The sequence below is a fragment of the Burkholderia sp. WTPI3 genome (assembly GCF_021483755.1).
GTDB lineage: Bacteria > Pseudomonadota > Gammaproteobacteria > Burkholderiales > Burkholderiaceae > Burkholderia.
In genome coordinates, this window is sequence record NZ_JAGIXF010000052.1 from 1 (window position 1) to 20,719 (window position 20,719).

At 68.3% G+C, this 20,719-nt stretch carries 18 protein-coding genes; 16 read left to right on the forward strand and 2 right to left on the reverse strand.

Annotated features, from left to right (window positions below; translation table 11 throughout):
- Positions 1–439 (forward strand): substrate-binding domain-containing protein (locus tag J7024_RS24560; RefSeq protein ID WP_442861910.1); only part of this gene is annotated, 439 nt, incomplete at its 5' end.
- A 147-nt stretch (positions 440–586) separates the two neighbouring features.
- Here J7024_RS24560 and J7024_RS24565 read toward each other — a convergent pair.
- On the reverse strand, positions 587–1,228 hold the full coding sequence (locus J7024_RS24565; RefSeq protein ID WP_124826761.1) for a GntR family transcriptional regulator: 642 nt from the start codon (positions 1,226–1,228) through the stop codon (positions 587–589).
- Positions 1,229–1,322: 94 nt separating this feature from the next.
- Here J7024_RS24565 and J7024_RS24570 point away from each other — a divergent pair, with 94 nt between their 5' ends.
- Both J7024_RS24570 and J7024_RS24575 read left to right on the forward strand, forming a co-directional pair.
- Positions 1,323–1,799 carry an OsmC family protein gene (locus J7024_RS24570; RefSeq protein WP_234745555.1) on the forward strand — a complete coding sequence of 159 codons (477 nt, stop codon included), beginning with the start codon at positions 1,323–1,325 and terminating at the stop codon, positions 1,797–1,799.
- A 20-nt stretch (positions 1,800–1,819) separates the two neighbouring features.
- The gene (locus tag J7024_RS24575) at positions 1,820–2,464 is read left to right on the forward strand and encodes a glutathione S-transferase family protein (RefSeq protein ID WP_268838409.1); all 645 of its coding nucleotides are present in this window, start codon (positions 1,820–1,822) and stop codon (positions 2,462–2,464) included.
- Positions 2,465–2,546: 82 nt separating this feature from the next.
- Here J7024_RS24575 and J7024_RS24580 read toward each other — a convergent pair whose 3' ends face one another.
- Entirely contained in the window at positions 2,547–3,497 is a 951-nt protein-coding gene (locus J7024_RS24580; RefSeq protein WP_175770261.1) for a LysR family transcriptional regulator, read from the reverse strand.
- 114 nt (positions 3,498–3,611) lie between these two features.
- Here J7024_RS24580 and J7024_RS24585 point away from each other — a divergent pair, with 114 nt between their 5' ends.
- The 13 genes from J7024_RS24585 to J7024_RS24645 all read left to right on the forward strand — a co-directional run bounded on the left by J7024_RS24585 (position 3,612) and on the right by J7024_RS24645 (position 20,713).
- On the forward strand, positions 3,612–5,363 hold the full coding sequence (locus J7024_RS24585) for an IlvD/Edd family dehydratase (RefSeq protein WP_124826758.1): 1,752 nt from the start codon (positions 3,612–3,614) through the stop codon (positions 5,361–5,363).
- Between the two features lie 120 nt (positions 5,364–5,483).
- Positions 5,484–6,413 carry a dihydrodipicolinate synthase family protein gene (locus J7024_RS24590; protein WP_124826757.1) on the forward strand — a complete coding sequence of 310 codons (930 nt, stop codon included), beginning with the start codon at positions 5,484–5,486 and terminating at the stop codon, positions 6,411–6,413.
- A 24-nt stretch (positions 6,414–6,437) separates the two neighbouring features.
- Positions 6,438–7,367 carry a Gfo/Idh/MocA family protein gene (locus J7024_RS24595; RefSeq protein ID WP_124826756.1) on the forward strand — a complete coding sequence of 310 codons (930 nt, stop codon included), beginning with the start codon at positions 6,438–6,440 and terminating at the stop codon, positions 7,365–7,367.
- Positions 7,368–7,448: 81 nt separating this feature from the next.
- Entirely contained in the window at positions 7,449–8,453 is a 1,005-nt protein-coding gene (locus tag J7024_RS24600) for an arabinose ABC transporter substrate-binding protein (RefSeq protein ID WP_234745556.1), read from the forward strand.
- 20 nt (positions 8,454–8,473) lie between these two features.
- On the forward strand, positions 8,474–10,036 hold the full coding sequence (gene araG / locus J7024_RS24605) for an L-arabinose ABC transporter ATP-binding protein AraG (protein WP_124826754.1): 1,563 nt from the start codon (positions 8,474–8,476) through the stop codon (positions 10,034–10,036).
- Positions 10,037–10,067: 31 nt separating this feature from the next.
- Positions 10,068–11,087, forward strand: a complete 1,020-nt coding sequence (gene araH, locus J7024_RS24610) for an L-arabinose ABC transporter permease AraH (RefSeq protein WP_124826753.1) — start codon at positions 10,068–10,070, stop codon at positions 11,085–11,087.
- Between the two features lie 42 nt (positions 11,088–11,129).
- Positions 11,130–12,029, forward strand: coding sequence for an SMP-30/gluconolactonase/LRE family protein (locus J7024_RS24615; protein WP_124826752.1), 900 nt, complete (start codon positions 11,130–11,132; stop codon positions 12,027–12,029).
- A gap of 1,021 nt (positions 12,030–13,050) precedes the next feature.
- Positions 13,051–13,590, forward strand: coding sequence for a MarR family winged helix-turn-helix transcriptional regulator (locus J7024_RS24620; RefSeq protein ID WP_234745557.1), 540 nt, complete (start codon positions 13,051–13,053; stop codon positions 13,588–13,590).
- Positions 13,591–13,831: 241 nt separating this feature from the next.
- Complete coding sequence (locus J7024_RS24625; protein WP_124826751.1) at positions 13,832–14,662, forward strand: p-hydroxycinnamoyl CoA hydratase/lyase; 831 nt, start codon at positions 13,832–13,834, stop codon at positions 14,660–14,662.
- Positions 14,663–14,720: 58 nt separating this feature from the next.
- Positions 14,721–16,169: an aldehyde dehydrogenase gene (locus tag J7024_RS24630; RefSeq protein ID WP_124826750.1), complete on the forward strand. Its 1,449-nt coding sequence runs from the start codon at positions 14,721–14,723 to the stop codon at positions 16,167–16,169.
- Positions 16,166–18,079: a feruloyl-CoA synthase gene (locus tag J7024_RS24635; protein WP_175795808.1), complete on the forward strand. Its 1,914-nt coding sequence runs from the start codon at positions 16,166–16,168 to the stop codon at positions 18,077–18,079. The genes J7024_RS24630 and J7024_RS24635 overlap by 4 nt, the downstream gene beginning before the upstream one ends.
- 212 nt (positions 18,080–18,291) lie before the next feature.
- Complete coding sequence (gene mhpT, locus J7024_RS24640; RefSeq protein ID WP_124826748.1) at positions 18,292–19,497, forward strand: 3-(3-hydroxy-phenyl)propionate transporter MhpT; 1,206 nt, start codon at positions 18,292–18,294, stop codon at positions 19,495–19,497.
- A 67-nt stretch (positions 19,498–19,564) separates the two neighbouring features.
- A complete protein-coding gene (locus tag J7024_RS24645; RefSeq protein ID WP_124826747.1) occupies positions 19,565–20,713 on the forward strand; it encodes a porin in 1,149 nt (382 codons plus the stop codon).
- The last annotated feature ends 6 nt before the right edge of the window (positions 20,714–20,719 follow it).

The window sequence follows — 20,719 nt, forward strand, 5'->3', positions numbered from 1 at the left end:
GGCGGGGGGGGGGGGGCGGGGGCGGGGCGGGGGGGCGGGGGGGGGGGGGGGGGCGGGGCCGGGTGGGTTCGGCGGGGGCGTGCGTGAGCCGGGCGGCCTGGTGGATCGGGATCGGGGGCTGGCGGGGGGGGTGGAGACCAAGGACGTGCCGGCGATCGGCGCAGTGCACGCGGCGGCCGAGCGCGCCAGGCGCGTGCCGGACGACCTGTCGATCGTCGGCATTACCGACATTCATCTGGCAAGCGACACGCGTCCGACGTTGACGACCGTCGCGATCCCGACCGCCGAGGCGGCGGGGCTCGCGGTCGAACTGCTCAATGCGTTGCGCGAGGCGGGCGGGCAGGTCGACGAGGTGTCGCGGGTGCGGACGGCGTCGTTGCCGAGGTTGGTGGTGCGGGGGACGACGGGCGCGGCGCCGGGGCCGCGCACGACGGCCTAGACGTCGCGGGCGGCCGCGCCGCGCGACACCGGACGTGGCGTGGTTTGCCGGCGTGGGGCGCAACCGGCGAAGCGGCGAAGCGGCGAATGGCGCTGGTCACCGGCCACTGCACGGAACCGGAGTCCCGGGCCGGATTGGGTGCGGGCCTCATTCGCCTTCGACGAGCCGCATCACGATCCGTCGCGCCGATTCGAGATGCGCGACCGTCATCGCGCGAGCACCGCGTGCATTGCGTTCGCGGCACGCTTGCAGGATGTCTTCGTGCTCGACCTGGAACGATGGCGTATCGGCGAGCAGCGTCGCCTGCAACCGCTCGTACCGCTCGACCTGGCTGCGTAGTTCCGCGATCGCCTTCAGCTGCCGCTCGTTGCCGCAGCACGAATACAGCAGCGCATGGAACTCGCGGTTCAGCTCGCCTTGCCGGCGCGGCACGCCCGATTCGCCGAGCAGCCGGTGCACGAGCTCGGCGCGCGCCAGCGTCTCGTCGTCGAGCCGCTTCACGCTGCGGAAGATCGCATCGCCTTCGAGCAGCGCGCGCATGTCGTAGATCTCCTGCACGTCGGACGCGCTCAGCATCCGGACGACCGCGCCGCGATTGCGGAAGATGTCCAGCAGCCCTTCGCGCTCAAGGCGCTGGATCGCCTCGCGCATCGGAATCCGGCTGATCCCGAAACGTTCGGCAAGATCGCGCTCGACGAGCCGCTCGCCTGCCTGCAGTTCGCCGTTGATGATCATTTCCCGCAGCGATGCGGCCACCGCGTCTGCCGTGGAATCGAGTCTGGCTTCCATGCCTCTGGGCTCCTGAATTTGGAATAATGGTATACCAAACGACATTCAGGTGCCACAATGGCGACCTCACGTTCCGATAGCAGAGGAGAGCGGGATGGCGCATGGCGAACACAAGTACGGCGTGACAGTGGAGTGGACCGGCAACCGGGGAACCGGCACGTCGGGGTATCGCGACTATGGCCGCGATCATGTGATCCGCGCGGGGTCGAAGCCGGACATTCCCGGCTCGTCGGATGCCGCGTTTCGCGGCGATGCGGCGCGCTGGAATCCGGAGGACCTGCTGCTGGCGTCGGCGTCGGCATGCCACAAGCTCTGGTATCTGCATCTATGCTCGGATGCGGGGATCCGCGTGCTCGCGTACGTCGACGAGGCCGAAGGCACGATGCTCGACAGCACCGAGCAAGGGCGTTTCACCGAAATCGTGCTGCACCCGCGCGTGACGATTCGCGCCGGCGACGATCGCGAACTGGCGGAGCGGCTGCATCACGCGGCGCATGCGAAGTGCTACGTGGCGAACTCCGTCAATTTCCCGATCCGGTGCGAGCCGGTGATCGAATTCGCTGCGGCGTGACGCACGCAAGGGGGACGACGTTGAAGCTCTTCTACTACCCGAGCAACGCAAGCATGGCGCCGCATTTCGTGCTGGAAGAAATCGGCAAGCCGTTCGAGCTGGTGTGGGTCGACCGCACGCGCGACCAGCACAAGTCGCCCGAATATCTCGCGCTCAATCCGAACGGGCTCATTCCGGTGCTGGTCGACGGCGATCTGGTGCTGTACGAGACGGCCGCAATCTGTCTGCATCTTGCCGACACGCATCCGGAGCAGCGGCTTGCGCCGGACCTCGGCACGCCGGAGCGTGCGCGCTTCTACACGTGGCTGACGTGGCTCACCAACACGCTTCAGGCGACGCTGATCGCGTATTTCTATCCGGAGCGGTGGGTCGATGCGGGCAACGCGTCGGGGGCCGCGCAGGTGAAGGCGCATGCGGAGGCGAAGGTGGCGACGCTGCTGGATCAGCTTGAGTCGCAGCTCGACGCAAGCGGCGGCCCCTGGCTGCTCGGCGCGCACTATACGGTGCTCGACCCGTATGCACTGATGCTGTGCCGCTGGACGCGCGGCTTCGCCGAGCCGGCGCGGCAGCGTCCGGGGCTCGGCGGCTATCTGCGGCAGGTGCTCGCGCGCCCGGCGATCCAGCGGGCGCTGAGGACGGAAGGGCTCGCGGCGCCCTGGGTGTAAGCGGCGCGCGGGCGCAGCCGCCTGCGTGCCGTTCGGCTTCGACCGGCGCGCGCGCCGCACGGGCGCGCCTTCCCGTGCATCGTTACAGTTCGATTCCGTAGACGTCCCGCGCGGCCGCGCGGATCGCATCGGCCATCACCGCGACGGCCGGCGAAGGCAGCCGGTCGGTGCGCGTGATGATCCCGAAATCGTCCATCCGGCAATCCATCTCCAGCGGCAGCACGGTAACGATCCCGTGTCGCGCGTAGTACCGCGCGACGTCCTCCGCCAGCACCGCGATCATGTCGCTCTGCTCGATCAGCTGCGTAATGAAAAGCAGCGCGGCCGTCTCGACGACGTTCGCGGGCGGCGCGAGGCTGGCGCGCTGGAACACCAGCTCGAAGCGATGGCGCAGCACGCTGCCGGCAGGCGGCATCACCCACGCGGCGCGCTGGACGTCGGCGAGCGACAGCGGCGCCTGCGCGAGCAGCGGATGGCCGGGCCGCACGACCGCGGCGACCGGCTCGCCGGTCAGCGGCTCGTAGCGCAGGTGCAGCTTGTCGTGTTCGGCGGACAGCCGGCCGAGCACGATGTCGAGCTTGTCCTGCGCGAGGTGTTCGAGCAGCGCGTTGCTCGTGTCGATCGCGACGGACACCCGCACGTTCGCGTGCGTTCCTTTCACGGCCGCGACGGCCGGCGGCACGAGCCGCAGCCCCGGCGACGTGATCGCGCCCACCGCCACATGCCCGAGATGGCCGGCCTTGAGCGCGGCCAGTTCCTCGCGCGCCTGGTCGAGGCTGCCGAGCGCCGCGCGCGCATGGCGGATCAGCGCGTCGCCATACAGCGTCGGCCGCATCCCGCGCGGCAGCCGTTCGAACAGCACCGCGCCGATCGATTCCTCCAGCTCGCGCAGCAGCTTCGACGCGGCCGGCTGCGTCATGTTCAGTGCGGCCGCCGCGCGATGAATGCTGCCTTCGTCGGCGAGCGCGACGACCAGCAGCAACTGGCGCGTCTTCAGGCGGCTGCGGTTTCCCCACGGGCTGGCTTCGCTCATCGTACGGGTTTATATCGATATCGGAATCGATATCGTAATCGCCTAAAACGTCATTGGCGAGTTATCAAAATTCTCCCTAGACTGCGTCGGTATCCCGTCACCACAGGACTGACGATGTCGGCAACAAAACCCAGGCTGCGCTCCGCGCAATGGTTCGGCACGAACGACAAGAACGGCTTCATGTACCGGAGCTGGATGAAGAACCAGGGCATTCCCGATCACGAATTCGACGGTCGGCCGATCATCGGCATCTGCAATACGTGGTCCGAACTGACGCCGTGCAACGCGCACTTCCGCAAGCTCGCCGAGCACGTGAAGCGCGGCATCTTCGAGGCGGGCGGCTTTCCGGTCGAGTTCCCGGTGTTCTCGAACGGCGAATCGAACCTGCGGCCGTCGGCGATGCTCACGCGCAACCTGGCGTCGATGGACGTCGAGGAAGCGATCCGCGGCAACCCGATCGATGCGGTTGTGCTGCTCGCCGGCTGCGACAAGACGACCCCGGCGTTGCTGATGGGCGCGGCGAGCTGCGACGTGCCGGCGATCGTCGTGTCGGGCGGCCCGATGCTGAACGGCAAGCTCGAAGGCCGGAACATCGGCTCGGGCACGGCCGTGTGGCAACTGCACGAATCGTTGAAGGCCGGCGAGATCGACCTGCATCACTTTCTGTCCGCCGAAGCCGGGATGTCGCGCTCGGCCGGCACCTGCAACACGATGGGCACTGCATCGACGATGGCGTGCATGGCCGAGGCGCTCGGCGTCGCGTTGCCGCACAACGCGGCGATTCCGGCTGTCGATTCGCGCCGCTACGTGCTCGCGCACATGTCGGGCATCCGTATCGTCGAGATGGCGCTCGAAGGGCTCGTGCTGTCGAAGGTCCTGACGCGCGCCGCGTTCGAGAACGCGATCCGTGCGAACGCGGCGATCGGCGGGTCGACCAATGCGGTGATCCACCTGAAGGCGATCGCGGGCCGCATCGGCGTGCCGCTGGAACTCGAGGACTGGATGCGCATCGGCCGCGACACGCCGACGATCGTCGACCTGATGCCGTCCGGGCGCTTCCTGATGGAGGAGTTCTATTACGCGGGCGGCCTGCCGGCCGTGCTGCGCCGGCTCGGCGAGGGCGGGCTGCTGCCGCACCCCGACGCGCTGACGGTAAACGGCAAGTCGCTGTGGGACAACGTGCGCGAAGCGCCGAACTACGACGACGAGGTGATCCGCCCGCTCGACCGGCCGCTGATCGCGGACGGCGGGATCTGCATCCTGCGCGGCAATCTCGCGCCGCGCGGCGCGGTGCTCAAGCCGTCGGCGGCGAGTCCGGAATTGCTCAAGCATCGCGGCCGCGCGGTGGTGTTCGAGAACCTGGACCATTACAAGGCGACGATCAACGACGAAGCGCTCGACGTCGATGCCGGTTCGGTGCTGGTGCTGAAGAACTGCGGACCGCGCGGTTATCCGGGGATGGCCGAAGTCGGCAACATGGGGCTGCCGCCGAAGCTGCTGCGCCAGGGCGTGAAGGACATGGTGCGCATCTCGGATGCGCGGATGAGCGGCACCGCATACGGCACGGTGGTGCTGCACGTCGCGCCGGAAGCGGCCGCCGGCGGCCCGCTCGCCGCAGTGCGCAACGGCGACTGGATCGAACTCGACTGCGAGGCCGGCCTGCTGCATCTCGACATTACGGACGACGAACTGCAGCGCCGCCTGTCGGACGTCGATCCGGCCGCGGCGCCGGGCGTGGCCGGGCAGATGGGCAAGGGCGGCTACGCGCGGCTGTATATCGACCACGTGCTGCAGGCGGACGAGGGATGCGACCTCGACTTCCTGGTCGGCACGCGCGGCGCGGATGTGCCGAGCCATTCGCATTGAGCGGCCGGGCGGCGCAACGTGCGCCGCGGCCGCGCGAGGGCATCGGCTCGCGCATCGTCAAGTTGTGAAACCCGTGAACGCATGATGGCCTCGCATCGGGGCCGACGCAGGACGCGAACCATGACATCGAGCAGCACGCCGCGTTATCGCGGCATCTTCCCCGTCGTCCCGACGACGTTTTCCGATACCGGCGAGCTCGATCTCGCGAGCCAGAAGCACGCGGTCGATTTCATGATCGACGCGGGCTCGGACGGGCTGTGCATCCTCGCGAACTTCTCCGAGCAATTCGCGGTCACCGACGACGAGCGCGACGTGCTCACGCGCACGATCCTCGAACACGTCGCCGGCCGCGTGCCGGTGATCGTCACGACGTCGCACTACAGCACGCAGGTCTGCGCGGCGCGCAGCTTGCGCGCGCAGCAGCTCGGCGCGGCGATGGTGATGGCGATGCCGCCGTATCACGGTGCGACGTTCCGCGTGCCGGAAACGCAGATCTTCGATTTCTACGCCCGCGTGTCCGACGCGATCTCCATCCCGATCCTGATCCAGGACGCGCCCGCGAGCGGCACCGCGCTGGCCGCGCCGTTCCTTGCACGGATGGCGCGCGACATCGAGCAGGTCGCGTACTTCAAGATCGAGACGCCGGGTGCGGCGAACAAGCTGCGCGAGCTGATCCGGCTCGGCGGCGACGCGATCGAGGGGCCGTGGGACGGCGAAGAGGCGATCACGCTGCTTGCCGACCTGCATGCGGGCGCGACCGGCGCGATGACGGGCGGCGGATTTCCGGACGGCATCCGGCCGATCCTCGACGCGTTCCGCGAAGGGCGGCACGACGATGCGTTCGCGCATTACCAGAGGTGGCTGCCGCTGATCAATCACGAGAATCGTCAGTCCGGGATCCTGACCGCGAAGGCGCTGATGCGCGAAGGCGGCGTGATCGCGTGCGAGCGGCCGCGGCATCCGATGCCTGAGCTGCATCCGGACACGCGCGCCGAACTGATCGCGATCGCGCGCCGGCTCGATCCGCTCGTGCTGCGCTGGGCGCGCTGAGCGAGTGGCGAAGGAGGAACACAGATGAGCAAGGTGTTTTCGCTGGGCGTGATCGGGATCGGCAAGATCGCGCGTGACCAGCATCTGCCGGCGATCGCCGCCGAGCCGGGCTTCGTGTTGAGCGCCTGTGCGAGCCGTCACGCGGAAGTGGCCGGCGTGCGCAACTATCCGGACCTGGGCGCGCTGCTGGCTGCCGAACGCGAACTCGACGCGGTGTCGCTGTGCGCGCCGCCGCAGGTGCGCTATGCGCAGGCGCGCGCCGCGCTCGAAGCCGGCAAGCATGTGATGCTCGAAAAGCCGCCGGGCGCGACGCTCGGTGAAGTGGCCGTGCTGGACGCGCTCGCGCGCGAACGCGGCCTTACGTTGTTCGCGACCTGGCATTCGCGCTGCGCGAGCGCGGTCGAACCCGCGCGCGCGTGGCTCGCGACGCGCACGATCCGCGCGGTGCAGGTGCGCTGGAAAGAGGACGTGCGGCGCTGGCATCCGGGGCAGCAGTGGATCTGGGAGCCCGGCGGCCTCGGCGTGTTCGATCCCGGCATCAACGCGCTGTCGATCGTCACGCGGATCCTGCCGCGCGAGCTCGTGCTGCGCGAAGCGACGCTCTATGTGCCGAGCGACGCGCAGATGCCGATCGCGGCCGAGCTCGATTGCGCGGATACGGAGGGCGTGCCCGTGCATGCGGAATTCGACTGGCGCCACGGCCCCGTCGAGCAATGGGAAATCGCGGTCGACACGTCGGACGGCGTGCTCGCGATCAGCCGCGGCGGCGCGCAGTTGTCGATCGACGGCGCACCGGTCGAGATCGGGTCCGAGCGCGAGTATCCGGCGCTGTATGCACACTTCCACGCGTTGATCGCGCGCGGCGAAAGCGACGTCGACGTCCGGCCGCTGCGGCTCGTCGCCGACGCGTTCCTGTTCGGGCGGCGCGTCGGGACGGACGCGTTCGGCCGCTGACAACGTGCCGGCGCGCTCCATTGCGAGCGCGGCCGCGCATGAAGCATGTTGAAGACCCAAGCCAATACAAGGAGACACCGCATGAACCGCACGATTCGCCGACACACCCTGCGCGCGCTGCTCGCCGCGCTTTGCATCGCTCCCCTCGGGACGCAGGGCGCCGCGCACGCCGACGCGCCGCTGAGGATCGGCTTCCTGGTGAAGATGCCCGAGCAGGCATGGTTCATCAACGAGCAGAATGCCGCGTCGGCGCTCGGCCAGAAGGAGAACTTCTCGGTCGTGAAGATCGGCACGCCGGACGGCGAGAGGGTGCTGGCCGCGATCGACAATCTCGGCTCGCAAGGCGCGCAGGGCTTCGTGATCTGCGCGCCCGACGTGCGCCTCGGGCCGGCGATCGCCGCGCGCGCGAAGCGCTACAACATGAAGTTCGTGACGGTCGACGACCAGCTCGTCGACTCGACCGGCAAGCCGCTGCCGAACGTGCCGCACCTCGGGATGTCGGCGACCAAGATCGGCAACCAGGTCGGCCAGGCGATCGCAGACGAGATGAAGCGGCGCGGCTGGAAGCCGGAAGAAGTCGGCGCACTGCGCATCACCAACTACGAGCTGCCGACCGCGAAGCTGCGCACTGACGGCGCGACGCAGGCGCTGCTGGCGAACGGCTTCCGCCAAGAGAACATCTTCGACGCGCCGCAGAAGACGACCGACGACGAAGGCGGCTTCAGTGCGGCCGCGCCCGTGCTCGCGCGCCATCCCAACGTGAAGAAGTGGGTGGTCTACGCGCTGAACGAGGAAACCGTGCTCGGCGCGGTGCGCGCGACCGAGCAGCTGCACATCCCGGCAGCCGACGTGATCGGCGTCGGCATCAACGGCGCGGGCGAGGCGTTCGCCGAATTCCAGAAGAAGGAGCCGACCGGCTTCTACGGGACGATCGCGGTCAGCTCGACGAACCACGGCAAGGAGAGCACGCAGAACCTCGTCGACTGGATCCGCAACGGCAAGATGCCGCCGGCCGACACGCAGACGAGCGGCAAGCTGATGACGCGCGCGAACTGGCAGGCCGTGCGCGCCGAGCTCGGCATCTGAGCGTGCGGGGCGACGACGCGATGACGATGCAGACGATGACGGCCGTGTCCGGCAACGACGCCGCCGCGCAAGCCGGCGCCGGTAAGCCGGCGCCGGGCGGTGCGCTGCTCGCGCTCGACGGCATCACGGTGACGTTTCCGGGCGTGCGCGCGCTCGATGGCGTGTCGCTGGCGGTGCGCGCGGGCGAAGTGCACGGCCTGATGGGCGAGAACGGCGCGGGGAAATCGACGCTGCTGAAGGTGCTGTCGGGCGTGAACCAGCCGCAGGCCGGCACGCTGACGCTGAACGGCACGGTGCAGCGCTTCGCGTCGACACGCGCCGCGCTCGAGGCCGGCATCGCGATCATCTACCAGGAACTGCATCTGGTACCCGAGCTGACGGTCGCGGAAAACCTGATGCTCGGGCAACTGCCGAGCCGGCTCGGCGTGGTCGACGAACGTGCGCTCGCCGTGCGGGCGCTCGATGCGCTGGAGCGGCTCGGCGAGCACATCGATCCGGATACCCCGGTCAAGTATCTGTCGATCGGACAGCGCCAGATGATCGAGATCGGCAAGGCACTGATGCGCGACGCGCGCGTGATCGCCTTCGACGAACCGACGAGTTCGCTGTCCGCGCGCGAAACGACGCAGCTGTTCCGGATCATCCGTTCGCTGCGCGCGGAAGGCCGCGCGATCATCTACGTCACGCACCGGATGGAGGAAGTCGACGCGCTGTGCGATCGCGTGACGGTGTTTCGCGACGGCCGGCGGATCGAGACGTTCGAATCGGTCGCCGACCTGGACCGCGACCGGCTGATCGGCTGCATGGTCGGCCGCTCGATCGAGGACGTGTACGGCTACCGGCCGCGCGCGGCCGGCGACGTGCTGATCGAGGCGAAGGGGCTGATCGGGCCGGGCCTGTCCGAACCGGTGTCGTTCGCCGCGCGGCGCGGCGAGATCGTCGGGTTCTTCGGGCTCGTCGGCGCGGGCCGCTCGGAGCTGATGAAGCTGCTGTATGGCGCGGCGCGGCCGAGCGGCGGCCACGTCGAGCTCGGTGGCAAGCGCGTCGCGTTCGCGAGTCCGCGGCACGCGGTGCGCGCCGGCATCGCGCTGTGCCCGGAAGATCGCAAGCAGGAAGGCATCGTTGCGATCGCGTCGGTGGCCGACAACCTGAACATCAGCGCGCGCCGCCATTTCAGCCTGGCGCGCGTGCTGCTCGACGCGCGGCGCGAACGCGAGCTCGCGCAGAAATATATCGAGCGGCTCGCGATCAAGACCCGCGACGGCGACACGCCGATCGGCGCGCTGTCGGGCGGCAACCAGCAGAAGGTCGTGCTCGCGCGCTGGCTGGCCGAGCGCATCGACGTGTTCCTGATGGACGAGCCCACGCGCGGCATCGACGTCGGCGCGCGCGCGGAAATCTACAACCTGTTCTACGAACTCGCGGAAGCGGGCCGCACCGTGATCATCGTGTCGAGCGATCTGGCCGAGGTGATCGGCGTGTCGGACCGCATCGTCGTGATGAAGGAAGGACGGATCGCGGGCGAAGTCGCGAAGGCGCAGGCGACGCCCGACACGCTGATCAAGCTCGCGCTGCCGCGCTGAGCGGCGTGCAGTCAACCGGAATGCAATCGATATGAGCCAGGCCATGCAACCCCAACGCACTTCCCCGTCCTCCGATGCCGCCGTCGCGCCCGCGCGCGCCCGCGGCGGCGTGTGGCAACTGATCAACCGCTCCGGCATCGTGATGGTGTTCCTGGTGCTGTTCGCGGTGCTGTCGGCGACCGTGCCGGACTTCCTCACGCCGCGCAACATCCAGGGCCTGCTGCTGTCGGTCACGCTGATCGGCTCGATCGCGGTGACGATGATGTTCGTGCTCGCGCTCGGCGAGGTCGACCTGTCGGTCGCGTCGATCGTCGCGTTCTCGGGCGTCGTCGCATCGACGCTGATCACCGCGACACACAGCGTCCTGTTCGGCACCGCGGCCGGCATCCTCGCGGGTGGCGCGGTCGGGCTCGTGAACGGCGTGCTGATCGCGCGCTGGCGGATCAATTCGCTGATCGTCACGCTCGCGATGATGGAAGTCGTGCGCGGTCTCGCGTTCATCACGTCGAATGGCGACGCGGTGATGATCTCCGAGGAGCGCTTCTTCGAACTCGGCTCCGGTTCGTTCCTCGGCATCTCGTTTCCGATCTGGAGCAACATCGTCGGCTTCGTCGTGTTCGGCTTCCTGCTGCGCAAGACGGTGTTCGGCAAGAACGTGCTGGCTGTGGGCGGCAACGGCGAGGCCGCGTTGCTCGCCGGGCTGCCGGTGATGCGCATCAAGATCGCCGTGTTCGTGCTGCAGGGGCTCGTGACCGGTTTCGCCGGCGTGATGCTCGCGTCGCGGATGAGCCTAGGCGACCCGAAGACGTCGGTCGGCCTCGAGCTCGGCGTGATCTCCGCATGCGTGCTCGGCGGCGTGTCGCTGACGGGCGGCGTCGCGACGATCTCCGGCGTGCTGGTCGGCGTGCTGATCATGGGCGCGGTGCAGGACGCGATGAGCCTCCTGAACGTGCCGACCTTTTACCAATATCTGATACGCGGCGGAATTCTGTTGCTTGCCGTGCTGTTCGACCAGTATCGTCGCAACCAGCGGCGCGCGATGAAGATCTGACCAACGCGCCGCCCGCGAAAGCGACAGATATCGGGAGACGGCATGCAACAGACTAGTCCGGGCGCGGCGGCGCTGCTCGTAGACAGCCGCAACACGCTCGGCGAAGGCGCGACGTGGTGCGACGCGACGCACGCGCTGTACTGGACGGATATCGAAGGCGCGCGCCTGTGGCGCTGCCGCGCGGACGGCTCGGCCCTCGCGCAATGGCCGATGCCGGAGCGGCTGGCGTGCTTTGCGCTGACGAACGAGCCGGACGTGCTGCTCGTCGGGTTCGCGACGCATCTCGCGTTCTTCGATCTGCGCAGCGGCGCGTTCACGCGCATCGTCGATGTCGAGCCGGATCTGCCGACGCGGCTGAACGACGGCCGCTGCGATCCGTTCGGCGCGTTCGTGTTCGGGATGAAGGACGAAGGCGGCGATCCGCCGTGCGCGATCGGCGGGTTCTATCGGCTCAATCCGGACCTTACGCTCGAACGGCTTGCATTGCCGGCTGCCGCGATCGCGAACAGCATCGCGTTCTCGCCGGACGGTTCGAAGATGTACTTCTGCGATTCGATGGTGCGCGAGATTTTCGTGTGCGATTACCGCGCGGGCGGCGATGTTGCCAACGTGCGGCTGTTCGCGCGGCTCACCGACGCGGACGGCGATCCGGACGGCTCGACGATGGACCGCGACGGCGGGCTGTGGAATGCGCAGTGGGGCGGCCGGCGGGTCGTGCGCTACGGGCCGGACGGTGTCGAAACGGCGCGCGTGGCGGTGCCGACGGCGCAGCCGAGCTGCGTGGCGATCGATGGGGAAGGTCGGTTGTACGTGACGAGTGCGCGCATCGGGTTGAGCGACGACGCGCTGGCGAGCGATGCCGATGCCGGTGGCGTGTTCGTCGCGCAGACGGGCCATGCGGGGTTGGCGACCGCGAGATTTGCTGGGACATGTCCTGGATGAATGGCGGGTGTGGACGGCAGGTTCTATCGGCTGCAGGCAAAGATCCGGGTTGTACGAAAGATGGGCCTTGAACGGGGCTGATCAGCCGTCGTCTTTCTTAGCGGAATTCAGGCGCGCCGCATCCGCGGCATGAATGCCGCGCGGAAAACGTGATCGCGGAATGCGTAACGCCGACGTGACGCAAGGTCATCCTTTCCCCGTTCACAGCTGCTTCGCATATTCCTCCGGCCACATCCATCGACCAGGCTCAAAGCATCGTCTTATACACAAATCTGCCCTCCGCAACCGTAGGCCGGAACAAACCGCCGTCGAGCTCTCGATACTTCGGCGCCGGATGACACGACAGAAGCCGCTGCCGGGCTGTAGATGCGGCTACCTCCGTGGACGAAGCACCGGCACAACCCGAAGTGACGCAGAAAAACGAAAGCCCCCGGCTTGTGAAGGTTCGGGGGCCTTTCTTTTGCACACAATTTCCATAATTAAAATAAAGGTAGTCGGGCGCGAATCCAATCCCATTTGGTAGGCGGAATCGGGCGGCGGTTTTTCGCCCGGGGCTAGTCTATCGATTGATACAGTGTTTTGAGTCTCAAACGGGATGCATCCTTGTACACCCTCGTACTTCTTTAACTCTGATCCTAGCAAACCTTTTTGTGGCTTATAGTAAGGATTTTTTGCGCCAGTAATAAATGGATTTCATCAATCGATTAATGGATTATTCTGTAATATTTAATAATTAACGAAACTCCCGTTCCATGTTGATCCTTGTTGGTTCAGGTATCGCAGTCACTCCACCCTGTGATGGTTGGAATGAAGCTGTTTTTTTACCCCGTCACGAAGTGCCGAACCATTTTCAAGATGAGAATCGATTGTTTTTGGTAATTTAATTAGTGTGCCGACCGATAATTTCGTACTTATACGAGGCAACTGAGCACATGGAGGTATGCTGGGAGTGATGTCGCGACTATGCGTTCGCCCCCCGACGTGCTGGTAAGATGGCGCGCAATTCCATCCCGCCCGCACCATGAGTTCCGCACCGACCAAGCCCGCGAATCCGAAAAACGCCGCGACGAGCGCCACGGCAGGCGCCGTGAAGAAAGCCGCGAAAAGCGCCGCCCGCGCGACGGGCGACAAGCCGAAGACGCGCGTGCAGCAGCGCCTGACCTACGTGATCGGCGGCCTCGACCGGCTGCTGCGCCGCCATATGACCGACGCGCTCGCGCCGCTCGGCATCACGCTCGCGCAATACACGGCGCTGTCGGTGCTCGAGGCGCGCGGCGCGTCGTCGAATGCGCAGTTGGCCGAGCGCTCGTGGATCACGCCGCAATCGGCTAACGAGGTGATGAGCGTGATGGCCGCCCGCGGTTTCGTCACGCGCGAAGCCGACCCGTCGCACGGCCGCATCATCCTGCTGACGCTGACCGACGAAGGCGCGGCGATGCTGCGCGAGTGCGAAGCCGTGCTGCGCCCCGTCGAGACGCGAATGCTCGGTGACATCTCCGCCGACGACGCCGCGCATGTGCAGCGCGCGCTCGAACTGTTCTCGCGCAACCTGCGCGGCTGATCGCTTCCCGACGCTTCATCGCGCGGGCCCGCGTGGGCCCGTGCAGCCCGCCTCCGCTGCGCCTTGTCGTCGCCAGTGGCCTGACCGTTCCCCGATTCCATCGTGTCCTCGGCTTTCCGCTCCGGGTTTACACCGGCGTTCGTGCCGCTTGCAATATCAGGTAGCCTGATATTAAATGAAGCCGTTCGCAGCAGGATCGCTGCGCACCGAATCGCACTGGAAACGAACGACAGGAACCGACATGAGCAAGTACGACAATCGCTGGCAGACCGTGGAAGTGAAGGTGGAGGCCGGCATCGCGTGGGTGACGCTGAACCGTCCGGACAAGCGCAACGCAATGAGCCCGACGCTGAACCGGGAGATGCTGGACGTGCTCGACGCGATCGAATTCGACGACGAAGCGAAGGTGCTGGTGCTGACCGGCGCGGGCGCCGCGTGGACGGCCGGCATGGATCTGAAGGAATATTTCCGCGAGATCGACGGCGGTTCCGACGCGCTGCAGGAAAAGGTGCGTCGCGACGCATCGGAATGGCAGTGGCGCCGTCTGCGGATGTACAACAAGCCGACGATCGCGATGGTGAACGGCTGGTGCTTCGGCGGCGGGTTCTCGCCGCTCGTCGCGTGCGACCTCGCGATCGCGGCGGACGAAGCGGTGTTCGGGCTGTCGGAGATCAACTGGGGCATCCCGCCGGGCAACCTGGTGAGCAAGGCGATGGCGGACACGGTCGGGCATCGCCGCGCGCTGCACTACATCATGACCGGCGACACGTTCACCGGCGTCGAAGCGGCGGCCATGGGCCTCGTGAACAGCAGCGTGCCGCTGGCCGGCCTGCGCGACGCGACGATCGCGCTCGCCGCACGGCTGATGGACAAGAACCCGGTCGTGCTGCGCGCGGCGAAACACGGCTTCAAGCGTTCGCGCGAACTCACGTGGGAGCAGTGCGAGGATTACCTGTACGCGAAGCTCGACCAGGCGCAACTGCGCGATCCGGAGCGCGGCCGAGAGCAGGGGTTGAAGCAGTTCCTCGACGACAAGACGATCAAGCCGGGCCTGCAGGCATACAAGCGCTGATACAGCGCTGACAAAACCGCCAACGCAACCGCAAGAGACAGGCAAGGCAGGAGACGACATGACCGACAGACGGATGCTGATCGCCGGCGAGTGGTGTACCGCCCGCGACGGGCGAACCTTCGACCGATTCAACCCCGCGACGGGCGCGCTCGCGTCGCGCGCGCCGGCGGCCGGCCCGGCCGATGCCGACGCGGCGATCGACGCCGCGCACCGCGCGTTTCCCGCATGGGCGGCGCTCGCGCCGACCGAGCGGCGTCGCCGGCTGCTGAAGGCGGCCGACCTGATGGACGCGCGCATCGACGAGATCGTCGCGACCGGCATCGCCGAGACCGGCGCGACACCCGGCTGGCTCGGCTTCAACGTGACGCTCGCGGCGAACATGCTGCGCGAGGCCGCGTCGATGACGACGCAGATCGACGGCGACGTGATCCCGTCCGACGTGCCCGGCAATCTCGCGCTGGCGATGCGCGTGCCGTGCGGCGTGGTGCTCGGCATCGCGCCGTGGAATGCGCCGGTGATCCTCGGCACGCGTGCGCTGGCGATGCCGCTCGCATGCGGCAACACGGTCGTGCTGAAGGCGTCCGAAGCGTGTCCGGGCGTGCACGCGCTGATCGGCGCGGTGCTGAACGACGCGGGCCTCGGCGCGGGTGTCGTCAACGTGATCACGCATGCGGCGGCCGATGCGCCGGCGCTCGTCGAGCGGCTGATCGCGCATCCGCATGTGAAGCGGATCAACTTCACCGGATCGACGCACGTCGGGCGCATCATCGCGCGCCACGCGGCCGCGCACCTGAAACCCGTGCTGCTCGAACTCGGCGGCAAGGCGCCGGTGCTCGTGCTCGATGATGCGGATGTCGATGCGGCGGCCGACGCGATCGCGTTCGGCGCGTTCTTCAACCAGGGGCAGATCTGCATGTCGACCGAGCGCGTGATCGCCGCGCGCCCGATCGCCGATGCGCTCGTCGAACGGCTGAGCGAGAAGGCGCGCACGCTGGTGGCCGGCGATCCGCTGGCGGGTCACGCACTCGGCACGATGGTCGATGCTGCGGCCGCCGCGCGTGCCGCGTCGCTCGTCGAGGACGCACGTGCGCACGGCGCACGCTTGCCGCTCGGCTGCCGGATCGAGGGCGCGACGATGCAGCCGGCGATCGTCGACGGCGTGACGCGCGACATGCGGCTCTATCGCGAGGAGTCGTTCGCGCCGGTGGTCGCGATCCTGCGGGCGGACCACGACGACGAAGCCGTCGCGCTCGCGAACGACAGCGAGTTCGGATTGTCGGCGAGCGTGTTCAGCCGCGACGTCGCACGCGCGATGACGGTCGCGCGCCGGATCGAATCGGGGATCTGCCACATCAACGGTCCGACCGTGCACGACGAAGCGCAGATGCCGTTCGGCGGCACGAAGGCGAGCGGCTACGGCCGCTTCGGCAGCCGCGCGTCGATTGCCGAATTCACCGAGCTGCGCTGGATCACCGTGCAGACCACGCCCCGTCATTACCCGATATGAGCGAGCCGACGATGAATGCATTGAAGGCGCCGCTTGCGGCCGGCCAACACGCCGACGGCGTGCGCTATCGCGCGGCGGCCGTCGCGGTCGGCGCGGCCGAGATTCGCCGCGCGGAAAGCGGCACATGGTATCTGCGCTCGCGCGAACCGCTCGGCGACTATCCGGCACGCCTGACCGATTGCCTTGTGCGCGGTGCGCAAGCGCATCCCGAGCGCGTGCTGGCCGCGCGGCGCGGCGCCGACGGCCGCTGGATCGAGATCACCTATGCGCAGATGCTCGAACGCGCCCGCGCACTCGGGCAGGGCCTCGTCGATCTAGGGCTGTCGGCCGAGCGTCCGCTCGCGGTGCTGTCCGGCAACGATCTCGAGCATCTGCAACTGATGTTCGCGGCGATGCTGGCCGGCGTGCCGTACTCGCCGATCTCGCCCGCGTATTCGCTGGTGTCGACCGACTACGGCAAGCTGCGCCACACGCTCGGCGTGCTGCGGCCGGGCGCGGTGTTCGTCGCCGAACGCGCGCCGTTCTCGCGTGCGCTCGACGCGACGTTGCCGGCCGACGCGGCGCTGATCGTCGCACGCGACGGCGATGCCGCCGCAGACGCCGACGGAAAGAGCCGCGCGGTGCCGCTGTCACGCCTGCTCGCCACCGCACCGCGCACGATCGACGCGATCCATGCGGCGGTCGGCCCGGATCATCTCGCGAAGATCCTGTTCACGTCCGGTTCGACGAAGCTGCCGAAGGCCGTGCCGACCACGCACCGGATGCTGTGCAGCAACCAGCAGATGCTGCGCCAGACGATGCCCGAACTCACGCGCGAGCCGCCGGTGCTGGTCGACTGGCTGCCGTGGAATCACACGTTCGGCGGCAGTCACAACCTCGGCATCGCGCTGTACAACGGCGGCACGCTGTACATCGACGACGGCCGCCCGGTGCCCGGCCGCTTCGACGAAACCGTGCGCAACCTGCGCGAGATCGCGCCGACGATCTACTTCAACGTGCCGAAGGGCTGGGAAGAGCTGACCGTCGCGCTCGAACGCGACGCCGAGCTGCGCGACACGTTCTTCTCGCGCGTGAAGCTGTATTTCTTCGGCGGCGCGGGGTTGTCGCAGGCCGCGTGGGACCGGCTCGACCGCGTGACCCAGGCGCATTGCGGCGAGCGCATCCGGATCATGGCCGGCCTCGGGATGACGGAGGCGTCGCCGTCGTGCCTGTTCACGACGGGGCCGCTGATGCGCGCCGGCTATATCGGGCTGCCCGCGCCCGGCTGCGACGCGAAGCTCGTGCCGTGCGGCGGCAAGCTCGAACTGCGCTTCAAGGGGCCGAACGTGATGCGCGGCTACTGGCATGCGGACGCCGATCCGCGCGACGTGTTCGACGAAGAGGGCTATTACCGCAGCGGCGACGCGGGCGTCTTCGCCGATCCGGCGCGGCCGGAACTCGGGCTGCTGTTCGACGGGCGGCTGACCGAGGATTTCAAGCTGAGCAGCGGCACGTTCGTCAGCGTCGGGCCGTTGCGCGCGAACGCGGTGTCGAGCGGCGCGCCATACGTGCAGGACGTGGTCGTCACCGGGATCAATCGCGACGACATCGGCTTGCTCGTGTTTCCGCGCGTCGACGCGTGCCGTGCGCTCGCGGGGCTCGCAGCCGACGCGCCGGTGCGCGATGTGCTGCGCGCGCCGGCCGTACGTGCGGCGTTCGCGGCATGGCTCGTCGCGCTGAACCGGCATGCGACCGGCGGCTCGACGTTTGTCGCGCGCATCCGGCTGATGGACCAGCCGCCGTCGCTCGATCTGGGCGAAGTGACCGACAAGGGTTCGCTGAATCAGGCGGCCGTGCAGCAGCACCGCGCGGCGGCGATCGACGCGCTGTACGACCCGGCGCGGCGCGATCCGGACGTGATGTACGCGTAAGCAGCACCAGGCAGACACGAGTAAGCGGAAGTACACGTAACGACCCGCCGGCCATCGCACCGGCAGGCACGCTTGCGGCCAGTGAATCAGGCTGCCTGATATTGGCGGCCGTTCAGCCGACACCTCGCGCGCGGGTCCGCCACTGGCCGGCGGCCGCGCGCGGCGGCCGTTGCCGGGCCGACCGACTACAAGACATGGGATTGGAGACAAGGATGAATACGTACGTTGCCGAAAAACCAACGGTCGCGACCACGCTCGCGCTGTGTTTCGCGATCGCCCTTCTGGAAGGGCTCGACCTGCAGTCGGTCGGCGTCGCCGCGCCGCGCATGGCGCATGAATTCGGGCTGACCGTATCGCAGATGGGCATCGCGTTCAGCGCGGGCACCTTCGGGCTGCTGCCGGGCGCGATGCTCGGCGGGCGGCTCGCCGACCGGATCGGCCGCAAGCGCGTGCTGATCGCGTCGGTCGTGCTGTTCGGGTTGCTGTCGATCGCCACCGCGCAGGTATCGACCTTCGCGATGCTCGTCGTCGTGCGCGTGCTGACCGGCATCGGGCTCGGCGGCGCGATGCCGAACCTGATCGCGCTGTCGTCGGAGGCGGTCGAGCCGCGCTCGCGCAGCAGCGCGGTGGCCACGATGTACTGCGGGATCCCGTTCGGCGGCGTGATCGCGTCGCTGATCGGCGTGCTGCTCGCCGGCGACACCGAATGGCGGCACATCTTCTACGTCGGCGGCGCGGGCCCGCTGCTGCTCGTGCCGCTGCTGGTGTGGTTCCTGCCGGAATCGCGCGCGTATCTCGACATCGCCGGCACGCAGGCCGCGCGCACCAGCGTCACGCGCACGCTGTTCGGCGACGGCCGCACGACGTCGACGCTCGCGCTGTGGATCAGCTACTTCTGCACGCTGATCGTCCTCTACTTCCTGCTGAACTGGCTGCCGTCGCTGATGGCCGCGCGCGGCCTCGATCGCGAGCATGTCGGCCTCGTGCAGATCGCGTTCAACGTGGGCGCGGGGCTCGGTGCGCTCGGCATCGGCGCGGCGCTCGACCGGATGCGTGCGTCGCGCGTGGTGGGCGGCATGTATGTCGGGATCGTGCTGTCGCTCGCCGCGCTGGCGGCCGCGCCCGGCTTCGCGTCGCTCGCGGCGGCCGCGTTCGCGGCCGGGATGTTCGTGGTCGGCGGGCAGTCGGTGCTGTATGCGCTCGCCGCGATCTATTACCCGACCGCGATGCGCGGCACGGGCGTCGGCGCGGCGGTGGCGGTCGGCCGGCTCGGCTCCGTCGTCGGGCCGCTCGCGGCCGCGACGCTGCTGGCCGCGGGCCGCAGCGCGCCGGTCGTGATCGGCGCGAGCATCCCCGTCACGCTGGTCGCGGCCGTCGCCGCGCTGGTGCTGATTCGCCGCCCGCAAGCCGGCGACTGACGTTTCGCCTTTTTTCAATGCGCGCCGTCAGAGCGCGCCACTCACCAAGGTCTGGAGACGCAACGACATGAAAAAGAACACAAGGAACGGCCTGCTGGCCGCAGGCGCATGCTGCGCACTCGCCGCGCCGGGCGCGCACGCGCAGTCGAGCGTGACGCTGTACGGGATCATCGATACGGGCGTCGAGTTCGTGTCGCACGCGAACGCGGCCGGCGACCACGTGGTGCGCATGCCGGGCGTGACGGGCGAACTGCCGTCGCGCTGGGGGCTGCGCGGTGCGGAGGATCTCGGCGCCGGCTACCAGGCGGTCTTCACGCTCGAAAGCGGCTTCAACGTGCGCGGCGGCGATCTCGGGCAGGGCGGCCGGCTGTTCGGGCGGCAGGCGTTCGTCGGGCTGAAGGGCGGCTTCGGCACGCTCGCGTTCGGGCGGCAGTACACGATGACCTACCTGGCGCTGCAGGGCGCGGACATCATCGGCCCCGACATCTACGGGCTCGGCTCGTTCGATGCGTACGTGCCGAACGGCCGCGCGGACAACGCGGTGACGTACGTCGGCACGTATCGCGGCGTGACGCTCGGCGCGGCCTATTCGTTCGGCCGCGACGGCGCGGGCACCGGCAACTCTCCGGGGCAGGGCACGTGCGCGGGGCAGGTGCCGGGCGACTCGCTCCAGTGCCGCAACTGGTCGGTGATGCTCAAGTACGACAGCGCGTACTTCGGCGCGGCGGCCTCGTACGAGGAACAGCGCGGCGGCACCGGCGCGGCCGCGAACTTCTTCGACGGCGTCGAGCCTGTCGCCTTCACCAGCAGTGGCGGCAAGGATGCACGCACGCACGTGAGCGCCTATGCGCAGGCGGCCGGTGCGCGCATCGGCGCGGGCTGGATCGGGCGGCGCGTGTCGACCGGGTCGCCGGCCGCGCCCGGCGCGCACTCGGACCTATTCTTCGTCGGCGCGTCGTATGCGGTGAAGCCCGATTTCGTCGTCGACGGCGAAGGCTACCGGATCGTCAACAGCGCGCACGACACGCGCGCGACGATGGCCACGCTGCGCGCGACCTATCTGCTGACCAAGCGCACGGCCGTCTACGCGCAATCGTCGTATCTGTGGAACAGCGCGCACGCGCGCTACGCGGTCAGCGGCGGCGGTGCCGGCACGACGCCCGGCGAAGGGATGGGGCAGCTCGGCGCGATGGTCGGCGTGCGGCACATGTTCTGATCGGCA

Coding starts and splice junctions, on each gene's coding strand:
- mhpT (WP_124826748.1), top strand. CDS start 18,292: ATGAATACGTACGTTGCCGAAAAACCAACGGTCGCGACCACGCTCGCG.
- J7024_RS24630 (WP_124826750.1), top strand. CDS start 14,721: ATGACCGACAGACGGATGCTGATCGCCGGCGAGTGGTGTACCGCCCGC.
- J7024_RS24565 (WP_124826761.1), bottom strand. CDS start 1,228: ATGGAAGCCAGACTCGATTCCACGGCAGACGCGGTGGCCGCATCGCTG.
- J7024_RS24635 (WP_175795808.1), top strand. CDS start 16,166: ATGAGCGAGCCGACGATGAATGCATTGAAGGCGCCGCTTGCGGCCGGC.
- J7024_RS24580 (WP_175770261.1), bottom strand. CDS start 3,497: ATGAGCGAAGCCAGCCCGTGGGGAAACCGCAGCCGCCTGAAGACGCGC.
- J7024_RS24625 (WP_124826751.1), top strand. CDS start 13,832: ATGAGCAAGTACGACAATCGCTGGCAGACCGTGGAAGTGAAGGTGGAG.
- J7024_RS24590 (WP_124826757.1), top strand. CDS start 5,484: ATGACATCGAGCAGCACGCCGCGTTATCGCGGCATCTTCCCCGTCGTC.
- J7024_RS24645 (WP_124826747.1), top strand. CDS start 19,565: ATGAAAAAGAACACAAGGAACGGCCTGCTGGCCGCAGGCGCATGCTGC.
- J7024_RS24615 (WP_124826752.1), top strand. CDS start 11,130: ATGCAACAGACTAGTCCGGGCGCGGCGGCGCTGCTCGTAGACAGCCGC.
- araH (WP_124826753.1), top strand. CDS start 10,068: ATGAGCCAGGCCATGCAACCCCAACGCACTTCCCCGTCCTCCGATGCC.
- J7024_RS24595 (WP_124826756.1), top strand. CDS start 6,438: ATGAGCAAGGTGTTTTCGCTGGGCGTGATCGGGATCGGCAAGATCGCG.
- J7024_RS24585 (WP_124826758.1), top strand. CDS start 3,612: ATGTCGGCAACAAAACCCAGGCTGCGCTCCGCGCAATGGTTCGGCACG.
- J7024_RS24570 (WP_234745555.1), top strand. CDS start 1,323: ATGGCGCATGGCGAACACAAGTACGGCGTGACAGTGGAGTGGACCGGC.
- araG (WP_124826754.1), top strand. CDS start 8,474: ATGACGATGCAGACGATGACGGCCGTGTCCGGCAACGACGCCGCCGCG.
- J7024_RS24600 (WP_234745556.1), top strand. CDS start 7,449: ATGAACCGCACGATTCGCCGACACACCCTGCGCGCGCTGCTCGCCGCG.
- J7024_RS24620 (WP_234745557.1), top strand. CDS start 13,051: ATGAGTTCCGCACCGACCAAGCCCGCGAATCCGAAAAACGCCGCGACG.